Source organism: Ruegeria sp. G10, assembly GCF_056533645.1.
In genome coordinates this window covers 207,376-229,083 of the sequence record NZ_JBQFOQ010000008.1, presented here as the reverse complement: position 1 = coordinate 229,083, position 21,708 = coordinate 207,376, and the positions used below count along the sequence as shown (strand labels likewise).

20 protein-coding genes are annotated in these 21,708 nt (G+C 54.9%); 7 read left to right on the top strand and 13 right to left on the bottom strand.

Translation table 11 applies throughout. From position 1 onward, the window contains the following. Positions 1–710 precede the first annotated feature (710 nt). Both ACR0KM_RS15110 and ACR0KM_RS15105 read right to left on the bottom strand, forming a co-directional pair. Positions 711–3,155, bottom strand: a complete 2,445-nt coding sequence (locus ACR0KM_RS15110) for a DEAD/DEAH box helicase (RefSeq protein WP_480859278.1) — start codon at positions 3,153–3,155, stop codon at positions 711–713. After that, positions 3,148–3,969 carry a Hachiman antiphage defense system protein HamA gene (locus ACR0KM_RS15105; protein ID WP_480859280.1) on the bottom strand — a complete coding sequence of 274 codons (822 nt, stop codon included), beginning with the start codon at positions 3,967–3,969 and terminating at the stop codon, positions 3,148–3,150. Before ACR0KM_RS15105 ends, ACR0KM_RS15110 begins: the two co-directional genes overlap by 8 nt. A 373-nt stretch (positions 3,970–4,342) precedes the next feature. Here ACR0KM_RS15105 and ACR0KM_RS15100 point away from each other — a divergent pair, with 373 nt between their 5' ends. Both ACR0KM_RS15100 and ACR0KM_RS15095 read left to right on the top strand, forming a co-directional pair. Further along, positions 4,343–5,314: a DNA cytosine methyltransferase gene (locus ACR0KM_RS15100; protein ID WP_480859282.1), complete on the top strand. Its 972-nt coding sequence runs from the start codon at positions 4,343–4,345 to the stop codon at positions 5,312–5,314. After that, a complete protein-coding gene (locus ACR0KM_RS15095) occupies positions 5,314–6,159 on the top strand; it encodes an NgoMIV family type II restriction endonuclease (RefSeq protein ID WP_480859284.1) in 846 nt (281 codons plus the stop codon). The genes ACR0KM_RS15100 and ACR0KM_RS15095 overlap by 1 nt, the downstream gene beginning before the upstream one ends. A gap of 194 nt (positions 6,160–6,353) precedes the next feature. Here the strand turns inward: ACR0KM_RS15095 and ACR0KM_RS15090 are convergent, their stop codons facing one another. From ACR0KM_RS15090 to mepK, 4 genes are all read right to left on the bottom strand, one after another. Next, positions 6,354–6,533 carry a hypothetical protein gene (locus tag ACR0KM_RS15090; RefSeq protein ID WP_480859286.1) on the bottom strand — a complete coding sequence of 60 codons (180 nt, stop codon included), beginning with the start codon at positions 6,531–6,533 and terminating at the stop codon, positions 6,354–6,356. 349 nt (positions 6,534–6,882) lie between these two features. Next, complete coding sequence (locus ACR0KM_RS15085) at positions 6,883–8,190, bottom strand: relaxase/mobilization nuclease domain-containing protein (RefSeq protein WP_480859287.1); 1,308 nt, start codon at positions 8,188–8,190, stop codon at positions 6,883–6,885. Next, entirely contained in the window at positions 8,187–8,657 is a 471-nt protein-coding gene (locus ACR0KM_RS15080) for a hypothetical protein (RefSeq protein WP_480859289.1), read from the bottom strand. The genes ACR0KM_RS15085 and ACR0KM_RS15080 overlap by 4 nt, the downstream gene beginning before the upstream one ends. Before the next feature lie 220 nt (positions 8,658–8,877). After that, entirely contained in the window at positions 8,878–9,447 is a 570-nt protein-coding gene (gene mepK / locus ACR0KM_RS15075) for a peptidoglycan L,D-endopeptidase MepK (protein WP_480822323.1), read from the bottom strand. Between the two features lie 347 nt (positions 9,448–9,794). Here mepK and ACR0KM_RS15070 point away from each other — a divergent pair, with 347 nt between their 5' ends. From ACR0KM_RS15070 to ACR0KM_RS15055, 4 genes are read left to right on the top strand one after another with little or no spacing between them, the layout of a single operon-like run. Next, complete coding sequence (locus ACR0KM_RS15070) at positions 9,795–11,390, top strand: L,D-transpeptidase family protein (protein WP_480859292.1); 1,596 nt, start codon at positions 9,795–9,797, stop codon at positions 11,388–11,390. Between the two features lie 37 nt (positions 11,391–11,427). Beyond that, the gene (lpxD, locus tag ACR0KM_RS15065; RefSeq protein WP_480859294.1) at positions 11,428–12,519 is read left to right on the top strand and encodes a UDP-3-O-(3-hydroxymyristoyl)glucosamine N-acyltransferase; all 1,092 of its coding nucleotides are present in this window, start codon (positions 11,428–11,430) and stop codon (positions 12,517–12,519) included. A 32-nt stretch (positions 12,520–12,551) separates the two neighbouring features. Further along, a complete protein-coding gene (locus tag ACR0KM_RS15060) occupies positions 12,552–12,809 on the top strand; it encodes an acyl carrier protein (RefSeq protein ID WP_480822317.1) in 258 nt (85 codons plus the stop codon). 9 nt (positions 12,810–12,818) lie between these two features. Further along, positions 12,819–14,027: a beta-ketoacyl-[acyl-carrier-protein] synthase family protein gene (locus ACR0KM_RS15055; protein ID WP_480822315.1), complete on the top strand. Its 1,209-nt coding sequence runs from the start codon at positions 12,819–12,821 to the stop codon at positions 14,025–14,027. A 48-nt stretch (positions 14,028–14,075) separates the two neighbouring features. Here the strand turns inward: ACR0KM_RS15055 and ACR0KM_RS15050 are convergent, their stop codons facing one another. Beyond that, positions 14,076–14,669, bottom strand: coding sequence for an invasion associated locus B family protein (locus ACR0KM_RS15050; RefSeq protein WP_480859296.1), 594 nt, complete (start codon positions 14,667–14,669; stop codon positions 14,076–14,078). 443 nt (positions 14,670–15,112) lie between these two features. Between ACR0KM_RS15050 and ACR0KM_RS15045 the strand changes: the two genes are divergently transcribed. Further along, complete coding sequence (locus ACR0KM_RS15045; protein ID WP_480822311.1) at positions 15,113–16,660, top strand: helicase HerA-like domain-containing protein; 1,548 nt, start codon at positions 15,113–15,115, stop codon at positions 16,658–16,660. Positions 16,661–16,700: 40 nt separating this feature from the next. Here ACR0KM_RS15045 and ACR0KM_RS15040 read toward each other — a convergent pair whose 3' ends face one another. The 6 genes from ACR0KM_RS15040 to ACR0KM_RS15015 all read right to left on the bottom strand — a co-directional run bounded on the left by ACR0KM_RS15040 (position 16,701) and on the right by ACR0KM_RS15015 (position 21,610). After that, entirely contained in the window at positions 16,701–16,955 is a 255-nt protein-coding gene (locus ACR0KM_RS15040; RefSeq protein WP_480859298.1) for a hypothetical protein, read from the bottom strand. Between the two features lie 186 nt (positions 16,956–17,141). Beyond that, positions 17,142–18,455: a branched-chain amino acid ABC transporter permease gene (locus tag ACR0KM_RS15035; RefSeq protein ID WP_480859300.1), complete on the bottom strand. Its 1,314-nt coding sequence runs from the start codon at positions 18,453–18,455 to the stop codon at positions 17,142–17,144. Continuing rightward, positions 18,452–19,531 carry a branched-chain amino acid ABC transporter permease gene (locus ACR0KM_RS15030; RefSeq protein ID WP_480859301.1) on the bottom strand — a complete coding sequence of 360 codons (1,080 nt, stop codon included), beginning with the start codon at positions 19,529–19,531 and terminating at the stop codon, positions 18,452–18,454. Before ACR0KM_RS15030 ends, ACR0KM_RS15035 begins: the two co-directional genes overlap by 4 nt. Further along, positions 19,531–19,992 carry a hypothetical protein gene (locus ACR0KM_RS15025; RefSeq protein WP_480859303.1) on the bottom strand — a complete coding sequence of 154 codons (462 nt, stop codon included), beginning with the start codon at positions 19,990–19,992 and terminating at the stop codon, positions 19,531–19,533. Before ACR0KM_RS15025 ends, ACR0KM_RS15030 begins: the two co-directional genes overlap by 1 nt. Before the next feature lie 2 nt (positions 19,993–19,994). After that, positions 19,995–20,825 (bottom strand): ABC transporter ATP-binding protein, encoded by an 831-nt coding sequence (locus ACR0KM_RS15020; RefSeq protein ID WP_480859305.1) that lies wholly within the window; start codon positions 20,823–20,825, stop codon positions 19,995–19,997. Then, positions 20,822–21,610 carry an ABC transporter ATP-binding protein gene (locus ACR0KM_RS15015; RefSeq protein WP_480859307.1) on the bottom strand — a complete coding sequence of 263 codons (789 nt, stop codon included), beginning with the start codon at positions 21,608–21,610 and terminating at the stop codon, positions 20,822–20,824. Before ACR0KM_RS15015 ends, ACR0KM_RS15020 begins: the two co-directional genes overlap by 4 nt. Between the last annotated feature and the right edge of the window lie 98 nt (positions 21,611–21,708).

The window sequence follows — 21,708 nt, the reverse complement described above, 5'->3', positions numbered from 1 at the left end:
ACCGCAATCGTAAATGGGCACAAACAGTCCAAAATCAGCAGCCTGATGCCCTGGAATTACACCGCTGACGTGTGATCGGCGCACCGCTTACCAACAAACCGCACATTTTCCTCCATTTTGACTACGGAGGGGAACCATATAAACGACTGTTCTATGGTGAAGAGTTTCAGCTCGATCTAGGATTTCCCTATCATTATCGGGAAGTATGCGAATACGCCTCAAAGCCCATGTCTAAATGGCTACCTTGGATTCCAGGTCGCAAGTCGAAGGGGGACTGAGTTCGAACTTTGTCCGCTTATGTCGCTTCAAGCCCAGATTTCAGCAATAACGCGATGCGCAAGCTGTGTTTTGTATTACAAAACGCTTGGCAAGGGGACCCGCTGCGCGCCCCCGTTGCATCCCCCCGGCCATGGCTCTTTAAGGGCATTGAACCCATGCAGAGCCAGAGATCGTATCGCCGATCAACCACTCGCGGGAGACTTCGCTCTCCCTGCACCCATCGATCAAAGGGCGTTCCTGCCCTTGTGAAATCCTGACCATTTCATGGAGACCAGGAAGGGAGCATTCGCGCTACCCTTACCTTGGAACCATCCCATCGAGCAGAGGCCTTCGTGCCCCTTGCATCCCTGACCAACCCTGCGCGGATTGGATGCCGCCATCTTACCGAAGATGGACAACGGCCAAAGCGACACACCTAAAATACCTTAGCCTTATCCAATGAAGTCATGTCGCAGCCCCATGTGTAGTCCAGCTTCAAAAACGAGTATCTCGTTCTCGCCGTTTTCCCTCATTTTTTCTATCAATTCTGGCCTAATGTTAACAGTCTCTGCTCCATCAGCGGACTCTACGTATTCCGGATAAACATCAACCAACCGGCTCGCTAAAGCAGAGTTTAGTCCGTTGTTGATAAGCCGGATTTTCTCCGAATCCACAGTTCCGTACTTGATCTCCAAATATAGATTCTCAGGTAACTTGCCCAGATCATGCAGAACTTCGACAAATTTCATGATGGAGTTATCGACGACATCCTGTTCTTCTTTGATCCTGACGATAGCGAGGTTCACTTGTTCTGAATGAGATTTGTCGCCGATGCGAACCCAGCTGGGTCGGAAAGAGCCTTCACGCGCAAATTCCCCCCACTTACCGACATACACCTCATCCTCGCCCATCTCGGACCAATAACGCAAAAAGTTTGCTATCATTTCCGGATAGGAAGTGTTTTTTATGCGCCAATCGATCAACATAGCGTAAAACTTTCGCGCGTTCTCCTCTCCCAACCGACGAACAACGTCAAGAGTAGCCTTAGGCTTAAAAAACGGCACAAAAACCCTCGAGACGATGTCAAGAATCTCGTTTGAAGTAGATAAAAGCCCATCCACAGAGTTCAGAGCATTCTGCATCTCTACTTCATGCGCTAAAATGTCGATCTCTGAAATGTTGTTCAACAAACAGACTTTACCAACTTGAGTTGCGGGGCTTGATACACTTTGTCCGGTCACCCCAGGTAAAACCGTCTCTAGAAACTCATCAGCTTCGCGCTTTTCATCTTCGTCTGCGTCCTCAATAACCTTTTCTTCAAGAAGCACATTGTCCAGTGGTTCTTTTAGCTTGGCATCAACTTTTGCAACTGACCTCAAGAACTTCTCCAGATTGGCTTTCTCTCCTACGTACTTTTCCGAACCAACCAGCGTTATCTCCGGTTCCAACATACGTAGATCGCCGCCAGCGGGGTCAAAAATCTCGCTAAACCGACAGATTCTGCCAGCCAAATTTCGAAACTGAGGTTGAGACAGGTTTCTTGTTCCTTTCTTTATCTCTAATAGGAACATTTTTGCTGCCGGGATGTTCACTCCTTCCAACAACGTAGAATTACATACTATGTACTTTATTTCCGGAATTTCCGAATAAGCCCGTTCTGCATAGAGCTTGACGATGTCAGGAACTGAACCATGATGATATAAAACCCCCTTCTTTAGCCCATCAACAAGCAGGTACTCTGAATGCAAGAAATCAGATATATTTTTGCACACTCGATCGAGAGCATCTGATTGAGCTTTTTCCAATGAACTCGTAAAATCACGGACAAATTTCTCAATTTTCTTCGGAAGATTGAAAAAAACAATATTCTTGTCAGCGGAGTTTCTAATTACATAATCTTCAATGCTTTCGACTTCCAACTCCTCTATACCCCAGAACTCATCAAAGAACTGGTCATAGTTTTTCTGTCTTCCAGTTCGAAAGTCTACCAACCGAAACAATTCGGTTTTAAGGCTTTCTTCAACGTGAAAATTGCTTGGATCCATTCTCACATAACGCGGGTGGATGTTCTTCTCATTTGCCAAGAATGGTGTTAGAAATTTGACAGTGGAATTCGCAGATAACTTCTTGTGTAAAATAACAACTTTTGCAAGCAACGACGCCCTCGGGTCGTCCCCGAGCAGGTTATGCGCTTCGTCGACAAACAATGTGTCAAAGTAAAATCCTGGGTGTTGCGTGTAGAAGCGAAGCAAGCGCTCTTGCGTGAGAACTGCGATAATCTTCTTTGCGCCTCCGTGAAACATTTCCGCATGAGTTATGACGCGGCGATTATCATCGGCACCCATACTGTACAGCAGCCTTTGTTTTGTTTGAGCAAGCAAGGCTTTTGTCGGCACTACTACGCAGATGTTATGGCTGATGTTTCGCTTGCAGTACCTAGCGATCAATTCAGATTTTCCATACGATGTTGGCGCAACCACAATCACGTCATCATCATCACTTTCCAAAAAGAAACTATTGAGCTCAACTTGTTGCTCTGTGAATACCATTTCTCCGTCTTTGTATTGGTCTATCAAGGCACTAAAGTAGGTCGGAAAAAAATGATCACTCCCCATGTCACTTAGTGAAGCAACTGAAGCTCGGTGGACAACTGGCATGAAACCTCGCGACAACGCGACGTCGTAGAGCGGTTCATAGTCACCCGAACGATTTGAGTATAAGACAATAATCCTATAGCCAAGGGCCGCTGAGACTGTCTCAGGCTCGTTTAACAGCATGACCGCCACCGCAAGCAATTTGGTGTACTCAGCACTCGTCAACTTTTCGCCCGAGACTAAGCGCCTATACAAATCGAACAAACCCGTATTTCTAATAGTTCTAAGAGGTGCCTTAGCCATTTTCGGCTTCCTTCCTCAAAAAGGCTTCCATGGCTCCATAGGTGCTTTTCTGTATAGATAGGGATATCAAGTTCTTGAACTCAGCCGCTTCGTAGTGGTGCCGATGTTTCTCACTAAACTCATTGAAGCTGGCCTTTACCGCGTCAGCAGTGAAACACACGGCCACCAAAATTGCGTTAAAGTCTTCACTCTTATTCTGTTGCTCTGTAGCGGTTTCGGCATAGCTTTCCAGAATAGACTCGATCTTGTCTTTCAGCTTTCCCGCCTTCATTGATATCGCTGCGCCGTTTACAGCATTGTGCCATAGCGTTTCTCTGTCGCTGGCAAGATTTTCTTTCAGACCGGCCTTGGCGACCGAAAGCAGGCTACCAAGTTTTTGAGATGGCTTAGCTTCGGCGCACTCTCCAGACTTCACTTCCGTAAACCATACCTCGCTTGTCGCACCGTTTATCAGAACTAAGTCAAAGCCCTTTTTGATAGATTCTTCTTCCATATTGAAGTTTGGGGATGCCGCTTTGTAAGTACCAAAAAAATGCAAGAATAACACGTGTGTTAGCAGTTCCCCGACCATACCCTTCTTGGTTTTTGCGGGTTTTGAATCATACCTTTTCAGGAATGAATTCACGGTTTTTTTGTAGGAGTATAGAGTGCTGTTCCTTGATGCCTTGGCAACACCGTGACAAATCTCTGCAAGTCTATCTCTAATGATTGCCTGCAAATCACTTGATAGATCATCAACAATGATGTGAACACAACCGTCACTGCCTAGCTCACACGAGACTCCAAGGATTTCTTCACTATTATGAGTATTCAATATCGTCTTGCCGTTTCAAATAGCTATGCTGACATTCTACCCTAACGCGAACTCATAGTGAAGCAAGATCTCGCGGCAAGCACTGTGTAACTGCCTATATGTTGGGCTGATTATCAGCTTGCTGCTGACCGTTAAACCCTTACCGTTGAACCTGCAAAGCACTGATAAACCTTCATCGAAACCGATGAAATCCAAGGCCATCAGTGGTGGAATCCTGAAAAACAGCTTCGAACAGCTGTGAACTTCCGGTCAAAGCGCAGAATAATGGCTCGTTCGCCCGAAACGAAAGACGAACATTTGAGTGTGGATATCCATATATCGTCTCTTTCACTAGCCACGCCACAAGGTTATGATAGTCTAAAGAGGATAAAACATGCAGGCAAAACTCTCATCCATCGAACTGTGCGCGGGCGCGGGCGGACAAGCCCTTGGCCTAGAACAAGCCAATTTCGAGCATGAAGCACTCGTAGAGATCGACAACCATTGCCGCAACACGTTGGTGCTGAACCGACCTCATTGGAACGTGGTGCAGGGTGAACAGTCTGATCTGATGGAGTTTGATGGTCGACCGTACTCAGGCGTCGATCTATTGGCCGGTGGGTTACCTTGTCCACCTTTTTCAGTAGCTGGGAAGCAACTTGGGCATGCAGATGAAAGGAACCTGTTTCCCGCAGCCTTGCGCGTCGTGGATGAAGTACGCCCGCAGGCCGTTATGATCGAGAATGTAAGAGGTTTTTTGGATGCGGTGTTTGCTGACTATCGCCAAAACCTTAAACGTCAGTTCAAAAAACTCGGTTACAAAACTGAATGGCATTTGTTCAACGCTTCTGACTTCGGCGTACCGCAGCTGAGACCTCGGGTTGTTATTGTGGCCATTCGCGAGGACAAAGCCGAACACTTCTCTTGGCCCGTGCCATCTGGCGAAAATGCACCCACCGTTGGAGAAACACTACACGATCTCATGTCAGAAAACGGGTGGAAGGGTGTTGATCGGTGGCGCAACACGGCTGACGAGATTGCGCCAACAGTAGTCGGCGGTTCGAAAAAGCATGGAGGGCCCGACTTAGGACCCACTCGGGCTAAACGCGCTTGGGCGACGCTTGGTGTTGACGGGATGGGTATCGCAAATGAACCGCCAGCTCATGATTTTGTGGGAATGCCCCGTCTAACCGTCCGTATGGTCGCACGTTTGCAAGGATTTCCAGATCATTGGGAATTCTCCGGTAAGAAAACTCCAGCTTACCGTCAAGTTGGAAATGCTTTCCCGCCGCCAGTTGCAAAAGCCGTAGCTATTAACATCCGTCAGGCGTTGTCTGTGAGAAGATCTGTTCAGGTGGTGGCCTAATGGAAGAAGCATGGCTCACAAAAGCTAGGAGAGAATTTCACGCAACGCTCTTAGACAGCATCCTCACTAAGAGCGACAAAGGCATCCCGAGCAACGCAGACAAATCCAGTCGCCCCAGCGTGGCAATAGCTGGGTCAATCCTAGATCAGCTTGGCACTGCTAAAACTGCACCAAAACTTCCAGGTCAAACAGCCGGCGCAGATTTTGAAGGTGTGTGCGCAAGCTTTGTTGGTGTTTGTTTTGATAGAATGAAGCATCTCCGCCCCGGTACATTCGCTGTTTCAAAGGGGGGCGCCATCGCGACTTTTGACCAATATGCGCATTTAGATGATTTAGAAGCAATTGCGAAATCCAACCGGGAAATTGCCACTGCGCTCGGCTCTGACTACCTAATTAAGCCTGATATCGTAGTCGCCCGTTCCCCCGAATACGACAGTACCATCAATGCGTCTGAGTTCCTGGTTGATAACGACACCGCTAGACTTAGCAGCTTGCGTAAACTGAACCAGGACCAAGACATCCTTCATGCATCGATAAGCTGCAAATGGACCTTGCGAAGCGACAGAGCTCAAAATGCAAGATCAGAGGGGTTAAATTTAGTTCGGAACCGCAAAGGACGACTTCCGCATATTGCAGTCATAACAGGTGAACCTACACCTGGACGTGTTGCCTCGCTTGCATTGGGGACAGGGGATATTGATTGCGTCTATCACTTTGCACTGTACGAACTTCGTGAAGCTCTAGTTGAACAAAAGCGAGAAGAAACGCTTGAGCTATTGGATACCATGGTTGAAGGTAAGCGCCTGAGAGACATTTCTGACCTACCGCTTGATCTGGTGACTTAGCATCCGAGCGGCATAGTTCTTAACTTGTCGACACTTTGGTCTAAGCACGCCCCGGCTTGTCTTGGAACCTAGTCTTCCAGCTTGCATCAAATCCGGTGACGCCTGTGGCTGTAGGTCAGCTATCTCGTGCTCGCTATGGCGGTCTCTCCGAGTAGATATTGACCCCGCAGCCATGAAAGGCTGCGGGGAACTGTTTACGTCAGTCGCATTCTGCAGTGCAGTTCTGCCTGAATGTTTTCAAGACTGGCGCGCGCATTGCGGCGCTCCGGACTACCCGCGCTGGAAGCAACCAGAGCGTTAAAGGTGCTGCGGAGCAGTTCATGCAGTTGCCTTTCACTCAGTTTTGCCAGTTCAAATCTTGTGATCAGTCTCATGTGATCCTCCTGTTGGTCGTTCAGGAAGCCCCGACCATCGGAGCCTTTCCGGCTCCCGTCACACACTCTCGCAAGGAGAAGGCTCAGTGGGTCGGGCCATGAATAACCTCAGTCAGGAGATCATGCGCTGATCAGTGTTTTGGGTTGGTAGAACAAGAAGAAAGAGAGCTTTGGGCTCACCAGGGAACAGGCACGCATATTGCTCCCCGTCTCCGATATCGCAGATAGATGCCTGGAACAGCCGAGAACCTGCATCAAGGGAACCTTCCAGGAAGGCGCTGCGCACCCTTGACGCAGAACCTCAGCCGCCCCTTAGACGGCATCAGCGATGGCGGCTCCGGGGAACAGGCTACAGTTCGAAGCCTTCATCACGCTCACGATCTTTGACGGATCGTTCCTTGTCGACGGATGCAACAGGTCTGTCGGAATTAAGCGCGGCGTCTTCACCACGGACATCGAGATAACTAGCTACGTCTGAACGCAAGGCGGTAACCTCATTGCGGTGCTTTTCTCTCGCTTCGTTCAGTTGATCTTGCAGGGCTCGACGCTCCTCGAGCTGTTCCTGGCGCTGATCTTCGCGTTCCTTATCGTCACGCTTCATTGCCTGAAGCGCTTCTTGCTCATTTTCTTTTGCCGTTTTCCTGGATTTGCCGGTGATCCAATCCCAGAGGGCCGCAACACCCCGGCGGAAACGAGCTGACCGGACTTTGGTTTCCTCTACCCAACGCCGCGCATGTTGTTCGTTGAGTTTCTCACGCGCCGTGACATGGCGTTCCTTTATTCGGGCTTTCTGCTGGCGGATGTTGTCTTCCTTAGCCTTCAACGCCTCTTCCGCATCACGAATGTAACGCTTGATCAGAACGGTCATGCGTTCTGCGATCATTGCTTTTGTCTGATCGACACTCGAAAGCGAACCGGGATCGCCTAGCTTGGCTTTCAGATCTTTTGTCTTTTGCACTGTCCACCTGGAGACAGCGTAGACTTCGCCCTTGTAATCCAGTGCCACAAAACCGCGTTTGCCGTTCGCAAGATAGAACCCGCGCTCTTCAAGGGCTTTCTCAAACGCAACGCGTCCGTCAGAGGATCGCCAGCATTCCTGGAACATCGCCTTGAGCGCCTTCGGGTCTTGCTTTGCACGCCTTGCTTGTTGCCATTCCTCTCGCGTGAAGCTGAGAGGGTCTTTCGCTGATTTGTACAGCAGGCCGTCCGGCAGGTCCCAACCATGTTCCAGGTAAAGCTGTTTTGAGAGATCGGTAAGTTTGATTTTGAAGTGCGGCAGGTTGATCGCCTTCATCTCTTCCACGTCTATCCTCGACCAGACGACATGCGCGTGACGCCGCCCTTCCTTTTCATGAAAGACTATAGCGCGCGGCTGGTCAGACAGTCCCAACCTCTCTTCGGCTTGGTCGATTGCTGCCTCGAAGCTGGAAATGGGCACACTTTTTTCCGCAGGGGGGTTCACGCTCAGCGAAAAGAGCATCTGCTGGCATCGTGTGCCTTTAGAGATGGCAACGACTTCTTGCAAAGCGCTGCGAAGGGAGCCTTCCGTCGCGAAGCCGCGCAGCTCATAGACCTCAACATGCTCGTTCTCTTCGGCATTCATCAGATGCCGCGCTAGTTGCTGTGCGCCGCCGCGTTGTGAGCCTTTCAAGATCATGATGGCTCCTTCGATTCAGAGAACCCGAGCGCGTTCATCAAATCTGTTCGCATTTTGCGAATTTCATCGCACGCTGTCTGCAATTTCTCTTCTAGGTCGGGCGTTACCGGTAGGGCACCCATGTTGGCGGCCTTGGCGATTTGATTCAGATTGCTGGAAAGACGGCTTGCGCCAAGCGCTCCAAGAACACGCCCGAGTTCTTTGTGGTCCTTGATTGGTTCATGCCCTCGTGTGCGGCGCGGTGTCAGATCACCCTCAAAGAGTTTTTCACGAATGAATGCACCGAGCGGTTTACTTCCCGCTGCTCTCTCAAGCTTTGCGCGCTCTTCGAATGTGAAGCGGATCGAAAAAGGTGCTGGGCTTTGTTGCTTAGCGCTATCCTCCTCAGGAATTTGCAGCGCTGTAGCCAGCATTTCGTCTGAAAGGCGCAGAGTTTTGTCTGGATGATCTTTCCTGATTTCTTTCATGGCCCAGCCTCCGGACCATCTGAAAACTCAGGAATATCAATGTGTTTTAGCTGTGCTTCCCAGTCTGAGAGGGTTTCGAAGAGTTCATCTGGAGTGTTCGAGGTTTCACCGCTTGGGCGCGCCATTTACCCCTTCTGACTGATCATACGAACAGGCAAAACAAAACCCCCGTCAGAATAATCTGCGGGGGCAACATTCATTAACAGCAAGAACGCGTTGGTTAGCCGCGCCATGTGCGGATATCGCCGCAATCCATATGGACAAAGTTCGAGCGATAGTACTGTCCAACGCCCCCAGCGCGGCACGACATAGCGGCCTTGGCCATCTGAGAGACCGAGCGGGATGACAGGCGCAGGTCTGCGGCCTGACCCTTCATGTGGAGTGAGTTTTTGGCAACGCCGCGTGATCTTGAGCGCAACATCGCGTTGGTCTGTGGCGACCGATAGCCTGAGAGCAGCATGTAAGGCTCACTGACGTCCAGCATGTTGTGCGCGGCAGCCATAATGTCGATGGTGCGCAGATCCATGGATTTGACTTTGTCATTTCGCCAGTCGCGCATGAAGTGGTTCACTTCTTTGACAGCGTCCTTGATGTACTTGCCGTCAACCCAATATATCATATCGATACGTTCGCCAGTGCGACCCGAATACATGCGAATGCGGCGAATATCACCGCCGCCACGAAGGAATCCCGCTGCTTTGGAATAGGTCGGAGCTGCGACGACTGCCGTTGCTGCGAATGCGCCCAATAGGGCACGCCGGGTCACGCCCGATGCACTGCTCTTGGTCATTTTCTGTTTCGTCCCGTACTGTTCCTGCCTGCGCACGATGTTACGCGCGCGATCTTAATTTTTTCCCATCCCAGATGCGGGTTTTATGGCACAGTCGGATTCAACAGCCAAGAATTCTTTGGTCGCAGGTAAATCAAGGGGGAATTTTCGGCAGTTTTTTGCGCAACTGATGCAAGTATGCTTGGATTTGACGCATTTAGCCCCGGCCCGATGCAAACGCGCACCACGGCGAAAAAGATGCCCCTCGGTGATGCATTTGTGAATAGACAAGCGGCCCACCGCTTAACATTATCTTTGGACGCGCCCGAGTTATGCGCGCCAAGTCATTGAATAACCAAGGCCATCTTATGTCACTTGTATCTCGTACCCGTGTATTACTGGTTGCTCTGCTCGCATCGACAGCGCCCGCAGCGCAGGCTGGTGTCGAAAGCACGGCCTTTCAGATGGCCGTTGCTGAACATACGGCCTCGGCGCCGGGCGTGGCCGAGTTCTATCGCAGCAACGGCTTTGACCCGATTTGGGTCGGCGAGACACCTGAACATCAGCAGCGACGCGCCGCGCTGATCAAAGCGCTATCGACAACCGATTTGCATGGCCTGCCCGCGGCCCGGTATGATGCACAGTCTCTGTTGCAGCAGATGCAGCAGGCGCGGACAACGCGTGATCTTGGGCTGGTTGAGGCAGAGATGACGCGCGTTTTCCTGCGGTATGCCAGCGATCTGCAATCTGGCACGGTCACCCCTTCGAAGGTTGACGCCGGGCTGGTGCGCAAGGTCGAGAGGCGCTCGGCTGAAGAGCATCTCAATCGTCTTACGGCTGCAGGAAGCACGAACTATATCCAGACACTTATGCCGCAGACGCCGCAGTACCGGGCGCTGATGAAGCACAAGCGTGAGCTGGAAGACCTGATCGCGCAGGGGGGCTGGGGGGAAACCGTTCCCGCCGCCAAGTTGGAGCGCGGCGACTCAGGGCCCAGCGTGATCAAGCTGCGCAATCGGCTGGTTGCCATGGGGTATCTGAAGCCCACCGCAAGTCCGGTCTATGACGATGCCCTGATCGCCGCCGTGCAGGCCTTTCAATCCGCCCATGGGCTGGAGCCGGATGGCGTAGCCGGGAAAGGCACCATTGCCGAGGTCAACCGGCCAGCATCCCATCGCCTGAAAGCGGTCCTTGTCGCCCTCGAGCGGGAGCGCTGGTTGCCCGAAAACCGCGGCGAGCGCCACATCCTGGTGAATCAGGCGGATTTCTCGGCCAAGATCGTTGATGACGGCCAGGTCACCTTCGAGACGCGCGCTGTGATCGGTAAGAACACCCATGACCGCCGCAGTCCTGAGTTCTCGGACGTGATGGAGCATATGGTGATCAACCCAAGCTGGTATGTCCCGCGCTCGATCATCACCAAGGAATATTTGCCCAAACTGCAGTCGAACCCGAACGCTGTTGGCCATATTCAGATCACCGACCGCAGCGGGCGGCAGGTTAATCGCGGTGCTGTGGATTTCACCCAGTTTACCGCACGGAACTTCCCTTTTGCGATGCGCCAGCCACCGAGTCAGAGCAACGCTCTGGGTTTGGTGAAGTTCATGTTCCCCAACAAGTACAACATCTATCTGCATGATACGCCTAAGAAATCTCTGTTCTCACGCGAGGTTCGGGCGTTCTCGCATGGCTGTATCCGTCTGGCACAGCCGTTCGAATTTGCCTATGCGCTGCTCGCCAAACAAGAAGAAGACCCCAAAGCGTTTTTCCACCGTGTCCTGAATACGGGCAAGGAGACGACTGTGAAACTGGACAAGCATGTGCCGGTGCATCTGATCTATCGCACCGCCTATGTCGGCCCGAAGGGCGAGGTGCAGTATCGCCGCGACGTTTATGACCGCGACGCCAAGATTTGGGATGCGCTACAAAAGGCAGGGGTGGTCCTGCCGGACGTTCAGGGGTAATCACGGGGGCACGTCCTGCCACCAAGGAAGCCCGAACATGCAGTTCACCGTTGAGCAAATCGCCGAAGCCATTGGGGCCGAGGCCGCCGGTCAGACCGGCCTGACCATCCTGCGCGCCGCCGAGCCGGGCGATGCTGGGCCGACCGATCTGGCGATGGCGATGTCGCCGAAATACGCGGAAACGCTGGAAAACGGGGCTGCGCGTGCTGCAGTTTTGTGGGACGGGGCCGATTGGCAGTCGCTGGGGCTTGAAGCCGCGATCTTCGTGAAACGCCCGCGGATGGCGATGGCCGGGATCACCGCGATGCTGGACCGGGGGCAGGGGATTGAGCCGGGTATTCACCCCTCGGCTGTCATTGACCCGACCGCCGAGATCGGTGCGGACGTTTCCATCGGCCCGCTGGCAGTCATTGGCGCCCGGGCCCGGATCGGGGCGCGTTCGCTGATTGGTGCGCATTGCGTGGTGGGCATGGACGTGGTGCTGGGCGAAAACGCCTTGCTGCGCGAAATGGTCAGCATCGGCGCACGCGCCCAGATCGGAGATCGTTTTACCGCGCAGCCGGGTGCTCGTATCGGTGGCGATGGATTCAGCTATGTGACACCAGAGGTTTCGGGCGCGGAAAATGCCCGCAAAACGCTGGGGGATCAGGGCGATGCCAAGGCGCAAAGCTGGCTGCGTATCCACTCGCTGGGCGCGGTTGAGATCGGTGACGACGTCGAGGTTGGATCGAACTGCACCGTCGACAATGGCACCATTCGCAATACGGTGATCGGCAGCGGATCCAAGCTGGATAACCTTGTGCATGTGGGCCACAACACCCGCGTGGGGCGCGATTGCCTGCTGTGTGGGCAGACCGGTGTGTCCGGGTCGGTTGAGATTGGCAATAACGTCGTGCTGGGCGGTCAGACTGGGGTGGTCGACAACATTTTCATCGGTGACGGGGTTATTTCCGGTGGTGGCACGAAAATTCTGTCAAATGTGCCCGCTGGCCGTGTGATCATGGGCTATCCCGGTATCAAGATGGAAAGCCATACTGAAATATACAAGTCGCAACGCCGTCTGCCGCGTATGGCCCGTGACGTCGAGGCGTTGAAAAAGGCTGTTTTCAAACAGCCGCCGAGTGATTAAATCATCCCCAACGCGAAAATCAGGGGATCGACATGAGCATCAGCGACCGCGTCATTGCAATCATTGCCGAACAGGCTGTGCTGGAGCCTTCGGATGTGACGCCCGAAAGCACGCTCGAAGATCTGGGCATTGATAGCCTGGGTCTGGTCGAGAGCATCTTTGCCATCGAAGAAGAGTTCGACATCTCGGTACCCTTCAATGCCAATGAACCGACTGCCAGCGATTTCGATATCACAAATGTCGCCGCAATCATCGCGGGTATCGAAAAGCTTGTGGCGGAAAAGGTCTGACGCCGGGTCATGAAACGCGTTGTCATTACCGGTGCGGGCACCATCAATTCGTTGGGCCATTCCGTGCCAGATACTCTGGAGGCGATGCGCGAGGGCCGTTGCGGCATCTCCGAGCTTGAGTTCCGGGATGTGGACCGTCTGTCGATCAAGATTGGCGGCCAGGTCCGCGGTTTCGAGGCCGAGGGGCGGTTCAACCGTCAACAGATGACACTGTACGACCGGTTCACCCAGTTCACCCTGACCGCAGCCAAAGAAGCGATTGAACAATCGGGCATCGTGTTTTCCGGCGAGACAGCCGCACGGTCTGGCGTGGTTCTGGGCACCGCTGGCGGAGGAGTGTCGACCTGGGACGACAATTACCGCTCGGTCTACGAAGATGGCAAAAACAGGGTTCACCCTTTTGTTGTTCCGAAGCTGATGAACAATGCCGCCGCGAGCCATGTTTCGATGGAACATAACCTCAAAGGCCCCAGCTTCACGGTCTCGACCGCGTGCGCCTCTTCGAACCACGCGATGGCACAGGCCTTTCAGCTGGTCCGCAGTGGGGCTGCGCCTGCGATGATCACGGGCGGTTCGGAATCCATGTTGTGCTTTGGCGGAGTCAAGGCGTGGGAGGGGTTGCGGGTCATGTCGAAAGACGCTTGCCGGCCTTTCAGCGCCAACCGCAACGGAATGGTACAAGGCGAAGGTGCCGGTATTTTTGTGTTCGAGGAATACGAGCATGCCCGCGCGCGCGGCGCAGATATTCTGTGCGAGGTCGTGGGCTTTGCAATGTCCTCGGATGCGGCTGATATCGTGATGCCCAGCAAACAAGGGGCGTCACGCGCGATGGCCGGGGCGCTGCAGGATGCGCGGCTGAATGCCAGTGATGTGTGTTACATCAATGCGCATGGCACCGGAACAGCGGCAAACGACAAGACGGAATGCGCGGCGGTTGCTGACGTGTTCGGCCCCCATGCCGATGACCTGATGATCTCATCCACGAAATCAATGCACGGCCATTTGATCGGAGGGACCGGCGCGGTCGAGTTGCTGGCCTGTATTATGGCGCTGCGGGATGGGGTGATTGCGCCCACCATCGGCTATGAAGAGCCCGACCCGGAATGCGCGCTGGATGTGGTTCCTAACGAGGCGCGCGAGGCCAAGGTGGATGTCGCGCTGAGCAACGCATTTGCGTTTGGGGGCCTGAACGCTGTCTTGGCGTTGAAGCGGGTATAAAAAAGCCGCCGTGTCGGAACGGCGGCTTCTCGCTAGACTGTTGGACGCTTATTGGACGGACACATTTACGCCGTCAAAGCCTGCGGTGAACCCGCTGAGCGACATATCCATGTTCAGAATCTGATCCGGGAAACGCGCCGGAACCAGTGACAGAACCGCCTTGGAACCCGCTTTCATCGCATCGATGTCGCCTTGGGTCAGACCAAGCTGAGCCACGCAGCCAACCGGGACGCAGTGGTGATAGTTGTACAGTTTGCGCGGTGCGCCATCGATCGAAAGCGCCAGTTGCGCCTGCAGCAACGTTTCAAGTGGCACGACCACGTTGGCCCATGCCACTGCGGCGCCACCTGCGGGAAGCTTGCCAATCGAGACTTCGGCAATCGGATCACCCTGCTGGTTGTTCAGAACCTGCACAAGGGCACAGGGATCCTCATCACCTTCTGTCTTGATGCACGAGACATTCCAGTCACCGGCCTGTTCGCGCACATATTGCTCACCAATCCGGGGACCGGCCTGACCCAGATCCAGTCCGCTGCCAACCTCAGCCCCGCTTTCGGGGGCGTCCGTGGTTTCCTGCGCGAAGGCTGCGCCGGATACCAATCCTGCAGCCACCAAAGTAAGGGGAAGAAGTTTCCTGATCATGAATGCCTCATATTGCTGATCCAGCTTTTTGCCCGGTCTATCACCACGCGTCTTTGGTGTCAGTGTCAAACCGCAGGGCCAAAGTGGAAATGGACGCTTTTTTGCCGAAAGCAAGCCGAAACAGTGTTGGCACAAAGAAGAAGGGAGCCGGTGGAGCGGCCCCCTTCATGAAAATTTTCTCCCCGTCGGACTGGCCGACTTATTTATGCACGGACGTTACGAAAGGGGACACCGGTGGTCAACTGCTATCCCGAAGAAATTGAACCAACAGGCCCGAAATTTGTCATATTTCGGAAAAAAGCCGTGCCCTAAGGCACGGCCAGTCGACAGGGAGGAAATGGCCCCGTCACAGCGCAAGCCGAAACGAGACCAGATTTACCCTCGCAGCCAAAGGTTAACTTTGTATGCTTGGGGCGGATCGTAGACTTCGGAACAGGTATTGAATGGAAAACGAGATATTTATTGGCGGTGCGGGCGAAGGTTACACGCACCCGCAGGGGCTTGCGTTGAAGTATGCCAATCGCCACGGTTTGATCGCGGGGGCAACCGGGACCGGCAAAACTGTGACTTTGCAAATTCTGGCCGAGGGCTTTTCGCAGGCTGGTGTTCCCGTTTTTCTTGCCGATGTCAAAGGCGATCTGTCCGGCCTGGCGCTGCCGGGCAGTGAGGAGCACAAGCTGCACCAGGCCTTTCAGGATCGCGCGACCCGGATCGGGTTTGACACGTTTTCCTACGCGGCATGCCCGGTGACGTTCTGGGACCTCTTCGGCGAACAGGGCCATCCGGTACGCACTACCGTGACCGAGATGGGGCCGCTGCTGCTGTCGCGGCTGCTGGAGCTGAGCGAGGCGCAAGAAGGGATTCTGAACATCGCCTTCCGCGTCGCGGATGAAGAAGGGATGCCGCTGCTGGACCTTAAGGACCTGCAGGCGTTGTTGGTCTGGATCGGCGAGCACCGGGCGCAGTTGTCGCTGCGCTATGGTAATGTCTCGACAGCTTCGATCGGAGCCATTCAACGACGGCTGCTGGTGATCGAGAATCAGGGCGGGACGAATTTGTTTGGTGAACCGGCGCTGGAACTGTCGGACCTGATGCGCACCGATGAGGCAGGGCGCGGCATGGTGAACATCCTCGCTTCGGACAAACTGATGGGTGCGCCGCGTCTTTATGCGACCTTCCTGCTATGGCTGCTAAGCGAGCTGTTTGAGGAGTTGCCCGAGGTTGGGGACCCCGAGAAACCAAGATTGGTCTTCTTTTTCGATGAAGCACATTTGTTGTTCGAGGACGCCCCCAAAGTGCTGGTCGACAAGGTGGAACAGGTCGCCCGATTGATCCGTTCCAAAGGTGTTGGCGTCTATTTCATCACGCAAAACCCGGCGGATATCCCCGAAGACATCCTTGGCCAGCTTGGCAATCGGGTTCAGCACGCCTTGCGGGCCTTCACCGCGCGTGATCGCAAGAACCTGCGTCTGGCTGCTGAAACCTATCGTGAGAATCCTGCCTTCGATACCGAAGCCGCCATCCGCGAAGTGGGCGTTGGCGAAGCGGTGACCTCGATGCTGCAGAAGAAGGGCGTTCCCGGCATGGTCGAGCGGACACTGATCCGGCCACCGGGCTCGCAGCTTGGGCCGATTACCAAAGCGCAGCGCCAATCGGTTGTCGATGCATCGCCGATGCAGGCGAAATACGGGACGCCGGTGGATCGTAAATCGGCCTTCGAGATTTTGCAGGCGCGCGCTGATGCGGCTGCACAGGCTGCGGCAGCGGCCGAAACAGATGATGCTCTGGAACAGCAAAGCCCGATGGAACGGGAATATGCCTCGGCACGCCGCTATTCCGGCAGTCGCGTCGGCCGGTCATCCGCCCGGATGTCGCGCCAGAAAGACACCTTTGCAACGGCGATGAGCGAGGCGGTGATCAAAGAGCTGAAGGGAACAACCGGCCGCCGTATCGTACGCGGTATTCTGGGCGGGTTGTTCCGCAATCGCTAACGAAAGAGATCAGCGCCCGGGTGTACGGGCGCTGAACCGATCAACGTTTCAGGCGGCGTTGACCTTCCTGACGGCAGTAATTGTCCGCCTCTGCCACCGACATTTTGGTGGCGGGGAAATCAATGGCGCGGTCCCAGGTCACCCGGTCATGACGGTACAGCTGGCAGGTCACCACACCTTTCGGAGTCTGGACCTGAACCGGAGTGGTTTCCAGATCTTCGGGCGAAGGGATACATCCGGTCAATATGGCCGCAAGCGGGATCATGACCAGAGCGGTTCTGAGTGGTCGGTTCATGGTGCCTCAACAAATTATGCAATGGTTAACTTGGTGTTGGTAGGTTTGCCAATCCAACAGGCCGGACATTGCGGTCATCCTGCCAAACCGGAATTGGTAAAGGGTCGTCTACAAAACAAACCGTCAACAATCAACAAACCGCGCAGTTTGACCTGGGCGGTTTGATAAATTCTGCGAGAAACGCGTCTATTTCTCGGGGATCAGGCCCCTTGGGCTGAACCTGAGAACAATGAGCAGAATCAGGCCCATGGTAAACAGCCGCATATGGGCCGCACTGTCGATCAGATGCGTTTTCAGCGCGCTTCCATCTGGCATTCCGGCGGTGATCAGGTTCATCAGCCACAATCCGATGGGTTCGACCTGAACCCATAGGAACCAGATCAGGAACGCGCCCAGAACGGCCCCGAAATTATTGCCCGATCCGCCAACGATCACCATCACCCAGACAAGGAAGGTAAAGCGAAGCGGGTTGTAAGTGCCCGGCGTCAGCTGCCCGTCCAACGTGGTCATCATCGCACCCGCTATGCCGCAGATGGCGGATCCCAGAACGAAGATTTGCAGGTGACGGCGGGTGACATCCTTTCCCATCGCCTCGGCCGCGACCTCATTGTCGCGAATGGCGCGCATCATGCGGCCCCATGGGCTTTTCAGTGCCATCTGTGCCATCCACAGCAACACCAGCAGCACGATGAGGAACAGCAACGAATAGCCCAGCTTGACCGAAAGCGTCGATGCCGTAACCGGATCAATGCCAAACCATTCAGCCCGTGCAATGAACGCAGGGTCTTGCTGCAGCTCGACCTCATAACCGACAACGGGCGAGGGGCGCGGGATGCCGTAGACGTTCTTGACCCCACGGGCCAGCCAGTCCTCGTTCTTCATGATCGCGATGATGATTTCTGCAATCCCCAGCGTTGCAATCGCCAGATAGTCCGAACGCAGACCCAGCGCGGTCTTGCCGATCAGCCACGCGGCACCCGCGGCCAGCAAACCTCCGGCCGGCCATGCCAGCAGGACCGGCAGGTTCAGACCGCCGATATTGCCTGCCACGGCGGGATCGATTTCCTCGATCGCGGCGATGCTGGGGTCAAAAATCGCGCGGTAGACGAAGAACCCGACGACAAGGATGCCGATGATCGCCAGCGTCTGCACACGCCCTTTGGGCATCTTCTGCGCTACCATCACCGCAGCCACAACCGTGGCCGCCCCCAGCAGCAGGGCAAGCGCGACGCCAAAGCCACCCGCCGACCACGCTCCGGGCGTTGGCGGGGTTGAAACCAGCACAACCGCCAGCCCGCCCAGCGCGACAAAGCCCATGACACCGACGTTGAAAAGGCCCGCAAAGCCCCATTGCAGGTTCACGCCAATGGACATGATGGCCGAGATCAGGCCCATGTTCAGGATCAGGATTGCCGCATTCCAGCTTTGCGTGAAACCGGTCAGTAGGATCAGCCCGCCGACGACAACGAAAAGCAGCGTGTTTTTGACAGTCTCGGTCATACCACTTTCCCTTTGAACAGGCCTGTCGGCTTAAACAGAAGCACGATCAGCAGAATGACGAAGCTGACGGCGAATTTGTAATCGGTGGATAGAAGCTGAACCAAGCCCGACGGCTCAAGGCTTTCAGGCGCCAGATAGGTCAGCACTTTTTTCCAGGCATAGGTGATCGTGACCTCGGAAAACGCGATGATGAACCCGCCTGCGATCGCCCCGATCGGGTTGCCCAAGCCACCTACGATGGCCGAAGCAAAGATGGGCAGCAGAAGCTGGAAATAGACGAAGGGTTTGAAGCTTTTGTCGAGGCCGTAAAGCACACCCGCCGTGGTCGCCAGTGCCGCGACGATGATCCATGTGATCATCACCACCCGCTCGGGGTTGATGCCCGACAGCAGCGCCAGATCCTCGTTATCCGAATAAGCGCGCATCGACTTGCCGGTGCGCGTTTTGTTCAGGAACCAGAACAGTAGCAGCACGGCGACAACGGCCACGATCACTGTAATGCCCTGAGAGGTCTTGATCGCCAGCCCCTCGCGCAGCCCGGTCATCGCTTTGAAATCCCGTGCCGAGACGATGAACCGCGCACCGTCCGAGAAACGCTGGTCATCCGGTCCGATGATGAACCGCACAAGGCCGTTCATGATGAACATCACGCCCATGGACACGATCACCAGAATGACCGGTTTGGCCTTTTGTTCCCGGTAGAATCTGTAAACCAGACGGTCGGTGATCAGCACCAAAACGATACAGCCCAGAATGGCAAACGGCAGGGCGACGAGAGCGGTTGGGAGCGGACCGCCCATCACTCCGAATGGGGTCAAAAACCAAGACATAACCCCGTTAACTAAGCCAAACTGACTTTCTAGGGTCCAAGCAAGCAGCAACGGAATTCCCCAAGTCACCAGTACCGCAATCATCGCGCCAAATGCCATTGTGTCGCCATGGGCAAAGTTCGAGAACCGAAGGATGCCGTAGATCAGCGTCACCCCCAGAGCACCCAGCGCCAACTGGCTGCCATAGGCGATTGCGGGAACAAGAACGAAGTTGGAGAGCGCCACAAGGGCGTTGAGGAAGTCCATTATTTGCTTTCACACCCCTGAAACTCTACGAGAAATTCGGAGAGACCGGAATTTTTGAAGTTCCGCTCGATCCATTCGTATCCGCGTGGAACGTAAGCTAGAAACAGCACGCCGCTTTCGAGTTCGAACTCGTCACCGCCTCGAAAGTCAACTGCGTGATCGTCGGGTACTGATGTCGAAAAGTCGTGGTTGGGTTTCCCGTGTAAGCCATCATCGAGAAGCTGAATTCTCGTATAGTAGCCATTCTCGGCGGGCGAATGACCCAAATAGGCACCCTCATTTCCATCATGTCTGACCAAGAGAAAATGAAGGGCGCGCGCCATACTTTTGCACTCACCGTCGATTTCGCATACTGAAACGCTTCGACAGTCCAACGTGAGCGCATAGTCAATTGCTTCTTCGAATGCGAATACAGGGCTGGCTGTAACGGTAGCGAGTGCAATTGGGTAAATTGATCGCATCCTCACCCCCCCAAAAAACTCTTACGCACTTCGGGATCGGCCAGCAGTTCCTTGCCCGTGCCGGTATAGGCGTTCCGCCCCTGAACCAGCACATAGCCCTTGTCCGCAATCTCCAACGCCTGACGGGCGTTCTGTTCGACCATCAGGATCGGCAGGCCAGTGCGGGAAACCTCGATGATCCGGTCGAACAGCTCATCCATCACGATGGGCGAGACCCCGGCGGTCGGCTCGTCCAGCATCAGCACCTTCGGCTGAGTCATCAGCGCGCGGCCCACGGCGACCTGTTGGCGCTGACCACCTGACAGCTCTCCGGCGGCTTGATTGCGCTTGTCGCGCAGGATGGGGAACAGGTCATAGACCTGCTCCATCGTTCCCGAAATATCGTCGCGGCGGATGAAAGCGCCCATCTCAAGGTTCTCTTCCACCGTCATCGAGGTGAAGATGTTCGAGGTCTGCGGCACAAAGCCCATCCCGCGCACCACGCGATCCTGCGGGGTCAGCGCGGTGATGTCTTCGCCATCCAGCCGCACCGCGCCCGAACGGACGTCCAGCATCCCGAACACGGCCTTCATCGCGGTGGATTTGCCCGCGCCGTTGGGGCCGACGATCACCGCAATCTCACCCTTGTCGACAGCGATGGTGCAATCATGGAGGATGTCGGGCCCTTTGCCATAGCCGCCGGTCATGGTGTCACCGATCAGGAACGGGCCGCCCTCAACCCGATGCGTCTCACCGCTTTTGCGATGCGCGGGGGTCATGGTGCCGACCCCGTGCGGGTTGGTGATCGAGGCGTCCTTGTTGCCCTTGTCGTCCTGGTAGGGGTTGTCACTCATGCGCCCGCCTCCAGCTTGTCTTTGTTCTTCAGGCCGGTGCCCAGATAGGCTTCGATCACTTGCTCGTTCGCCTTGATCTCGTCCAGAGTGCCCTCGGCCAGCACCTTGCCTTCGGCCATACAGATGACCGGGTCGCAGATCTTGCCGATGAAATCCATATCGTGCTCGATGACCACGAATGTATAGCCGCGTTCCTTGTTCAAACGCAGGATCGTGTCGGCGATGGTCATCAGCAGGGTGCGGTTCACGCCCGCGCCGACCTCGTCCAGAAACACGATCTTGGCGTCGACCATCATGGTGCGGCCAAGCTCCAACAGTTTCTTCTGCCCGCCCGAGACCTGACCGGCCTTGTGGTCGGCCAGGTGTTCGATGGTCAGGAATTCTAGCACTTCGTCCGCCTTAGCCCGCAACGCGCGTTCCTCGTCGGCGATACGCTTGCGTCCGAACCATGTGTTCCAAAGCGTTTCACCCGATTGCGCGCCGGGCACCATCATCAGGTTCTCGCGGCAGGACATCGATGAGAACTCATGCGCGATCTGGAAGGTGCGGAGCAAGCCCTTGTGAAACAGCTCATGCGGGGGCAGGCCGGTGATATCCTCACCATCCATCACCACCTTGCCGCTGGTCGGCGGCAAGACACCCGCGATCACGTTAAACAGGGTGGTTTTTCCGGCACCGTTCGGCCCGATCAGACCGGTGATCGAGCCCTTTTGGATTTCCAGCGATGCCCCGTCCACCGCATGAAACCCGCCGAAATGCTTGTGCACGTCTTCGACGACGATCATCTTTTCCCCCAGCCGCCGTTTTCCGGCGTTGTTGCCACATCCCTGTACGAATGGTGCGGGCTTTTGTCATTGAAACAGCCCGGACACAAGGTCCGGGC

Bases quoted from the DNA above. Each gene is read 5' to 3' on its own strand.
- ACR0KM_RS15110 (WP_480859278.1), bottom strand. From the start codon at position 3,155: ATGGCTAAGGCACCTCTTAGAACTATTAGAAATACGGGTTTGTTCGAT.
- ACR0KM_RS15100 (WP_480859282.1), top strand. From the start codon at position 4,343: ATGCAGGCAAAACTCTCATCCATCGAACTGTGCGCGGGCGCGGGCGGA.
- ACR0KM_RS15095 (WP_480859284.1), top strand. From the start codon at position 5,314: ATGGAAGAAGCATGGCTCACAAAAGCTAGGAGAGAATTTCACGCAACG.
- ACR0KM_RS15090 (WP_480859286.1), bottom strand. From the start codon at position 6,533: ATGAGACTGATCACAAGATTTGAACTGGCAAAACTGAGTGAAAGGCAA.
- ACR0KM_RS15085 (WP_480859287.1), bottom strand. From the start codon at position 8,190: ATGATCTTGAAAGGCTCACAACGCGGCGGCGCACAGCAACTAGCGCGG.
- ACR0KM_RS15080 (WP_480859289.1), bottom strand. From the start codon at position 8,657: ATGAAAGAAATCAGGAAAGATCATCCAGACAAAACTCTGCGCCTTTCA.
- mepK (WP_480822323.1), bottom strand. From the start codon at position 9,447: ATGACCAAGAGCAGTGCATCGGGCGTGACCCGGCGTGCCCTATTGGGC.
- ACR0KM_RS15070 (WP_480859292.1), top strand. From the start codon at position 9,795: ATGTCACTTGTATCTCGTACCCGTGTATTACTGGTTGCTCTGCTCGCA.
- lpxD (WP_480859294.1), top strand. From the start codon at position 11,428: ATGCAGTTCACCGTTGAGCAAATCGCCGAAGCCATTGGGGCCGAGGCC.
- ACR0KM_RS15060 (WP_480822317.1), top strand. From the start codon at position 12,552: ATGAGCATCAGCGACCGCGTCATTGCAATCATTGCCGAACAGGCTGTG.
- ACR0KM_RS15055 (WP_480822315.1), top strand. From the start codon at position 12,819: ATGAAACGCGTTGTCATTACCGGTGCGGGCACCATCAATTCGTTGGGC.
- ACR0KM_RS15050 (WP_480859296.1), bottom strand. From the start codon at position 14,669: ATGATCAGGAAACTTCTTCCCCTTACTTTGGTGGCTGCAGGATTGGTA.
- ACR0KM_RS15045 (WP_480822311.1), top strand. From the start codon at position 15,113: ATGGAAAACGAGATATTTATTGGCGGTGCGGGCGAAGGTTACACGCAC.
- ACR0KM_RS15040 (WP_480859298.1), bottom strand. From the start codon at position 16,955: ATGAACCGACCACTCAGAACCGCTCTGGTCATGATCCCGCTTGCGGCC.
- ACR0KM_RS15035 (WP_480859300.1), bottom strand. From the start codon at position 18,455: ATGACCGAGACTGTCAAAAACACGCTGCTTTTCGTTGTCGTCGGCGGG.
- ACR0KM_RS15030 (WP_480859301.1), bottom strand. From the start codon at position 19,531: ATGGACTTCCTCAACGCCCTTGTGGCGCTCTCCAACTTCGTTCTTGTT.
- ACR0KM_RS15025 (WP_480859303.1), bottom strand. From the start codon at position 19,992: ATGCGATCAATTTACCCAATTGCACTCGCTACCGTTACAGCCAGCCCT.
- ACR0KM_RS15020 (WP_480859305.1), bottom strand. From the start codon at position 20,825: ATGAGTGACAACCCCTACCAGGACGACAAGGGCAACAAGGACGCCTCG.
- ACR0KM_RS15015 (WP_480859307.1), bottom strand. From the start codon at position 21,610: ATGATCGTCGTCGAAGACGTGCACAAGCATTTCGGCGGGTTTCATGCG.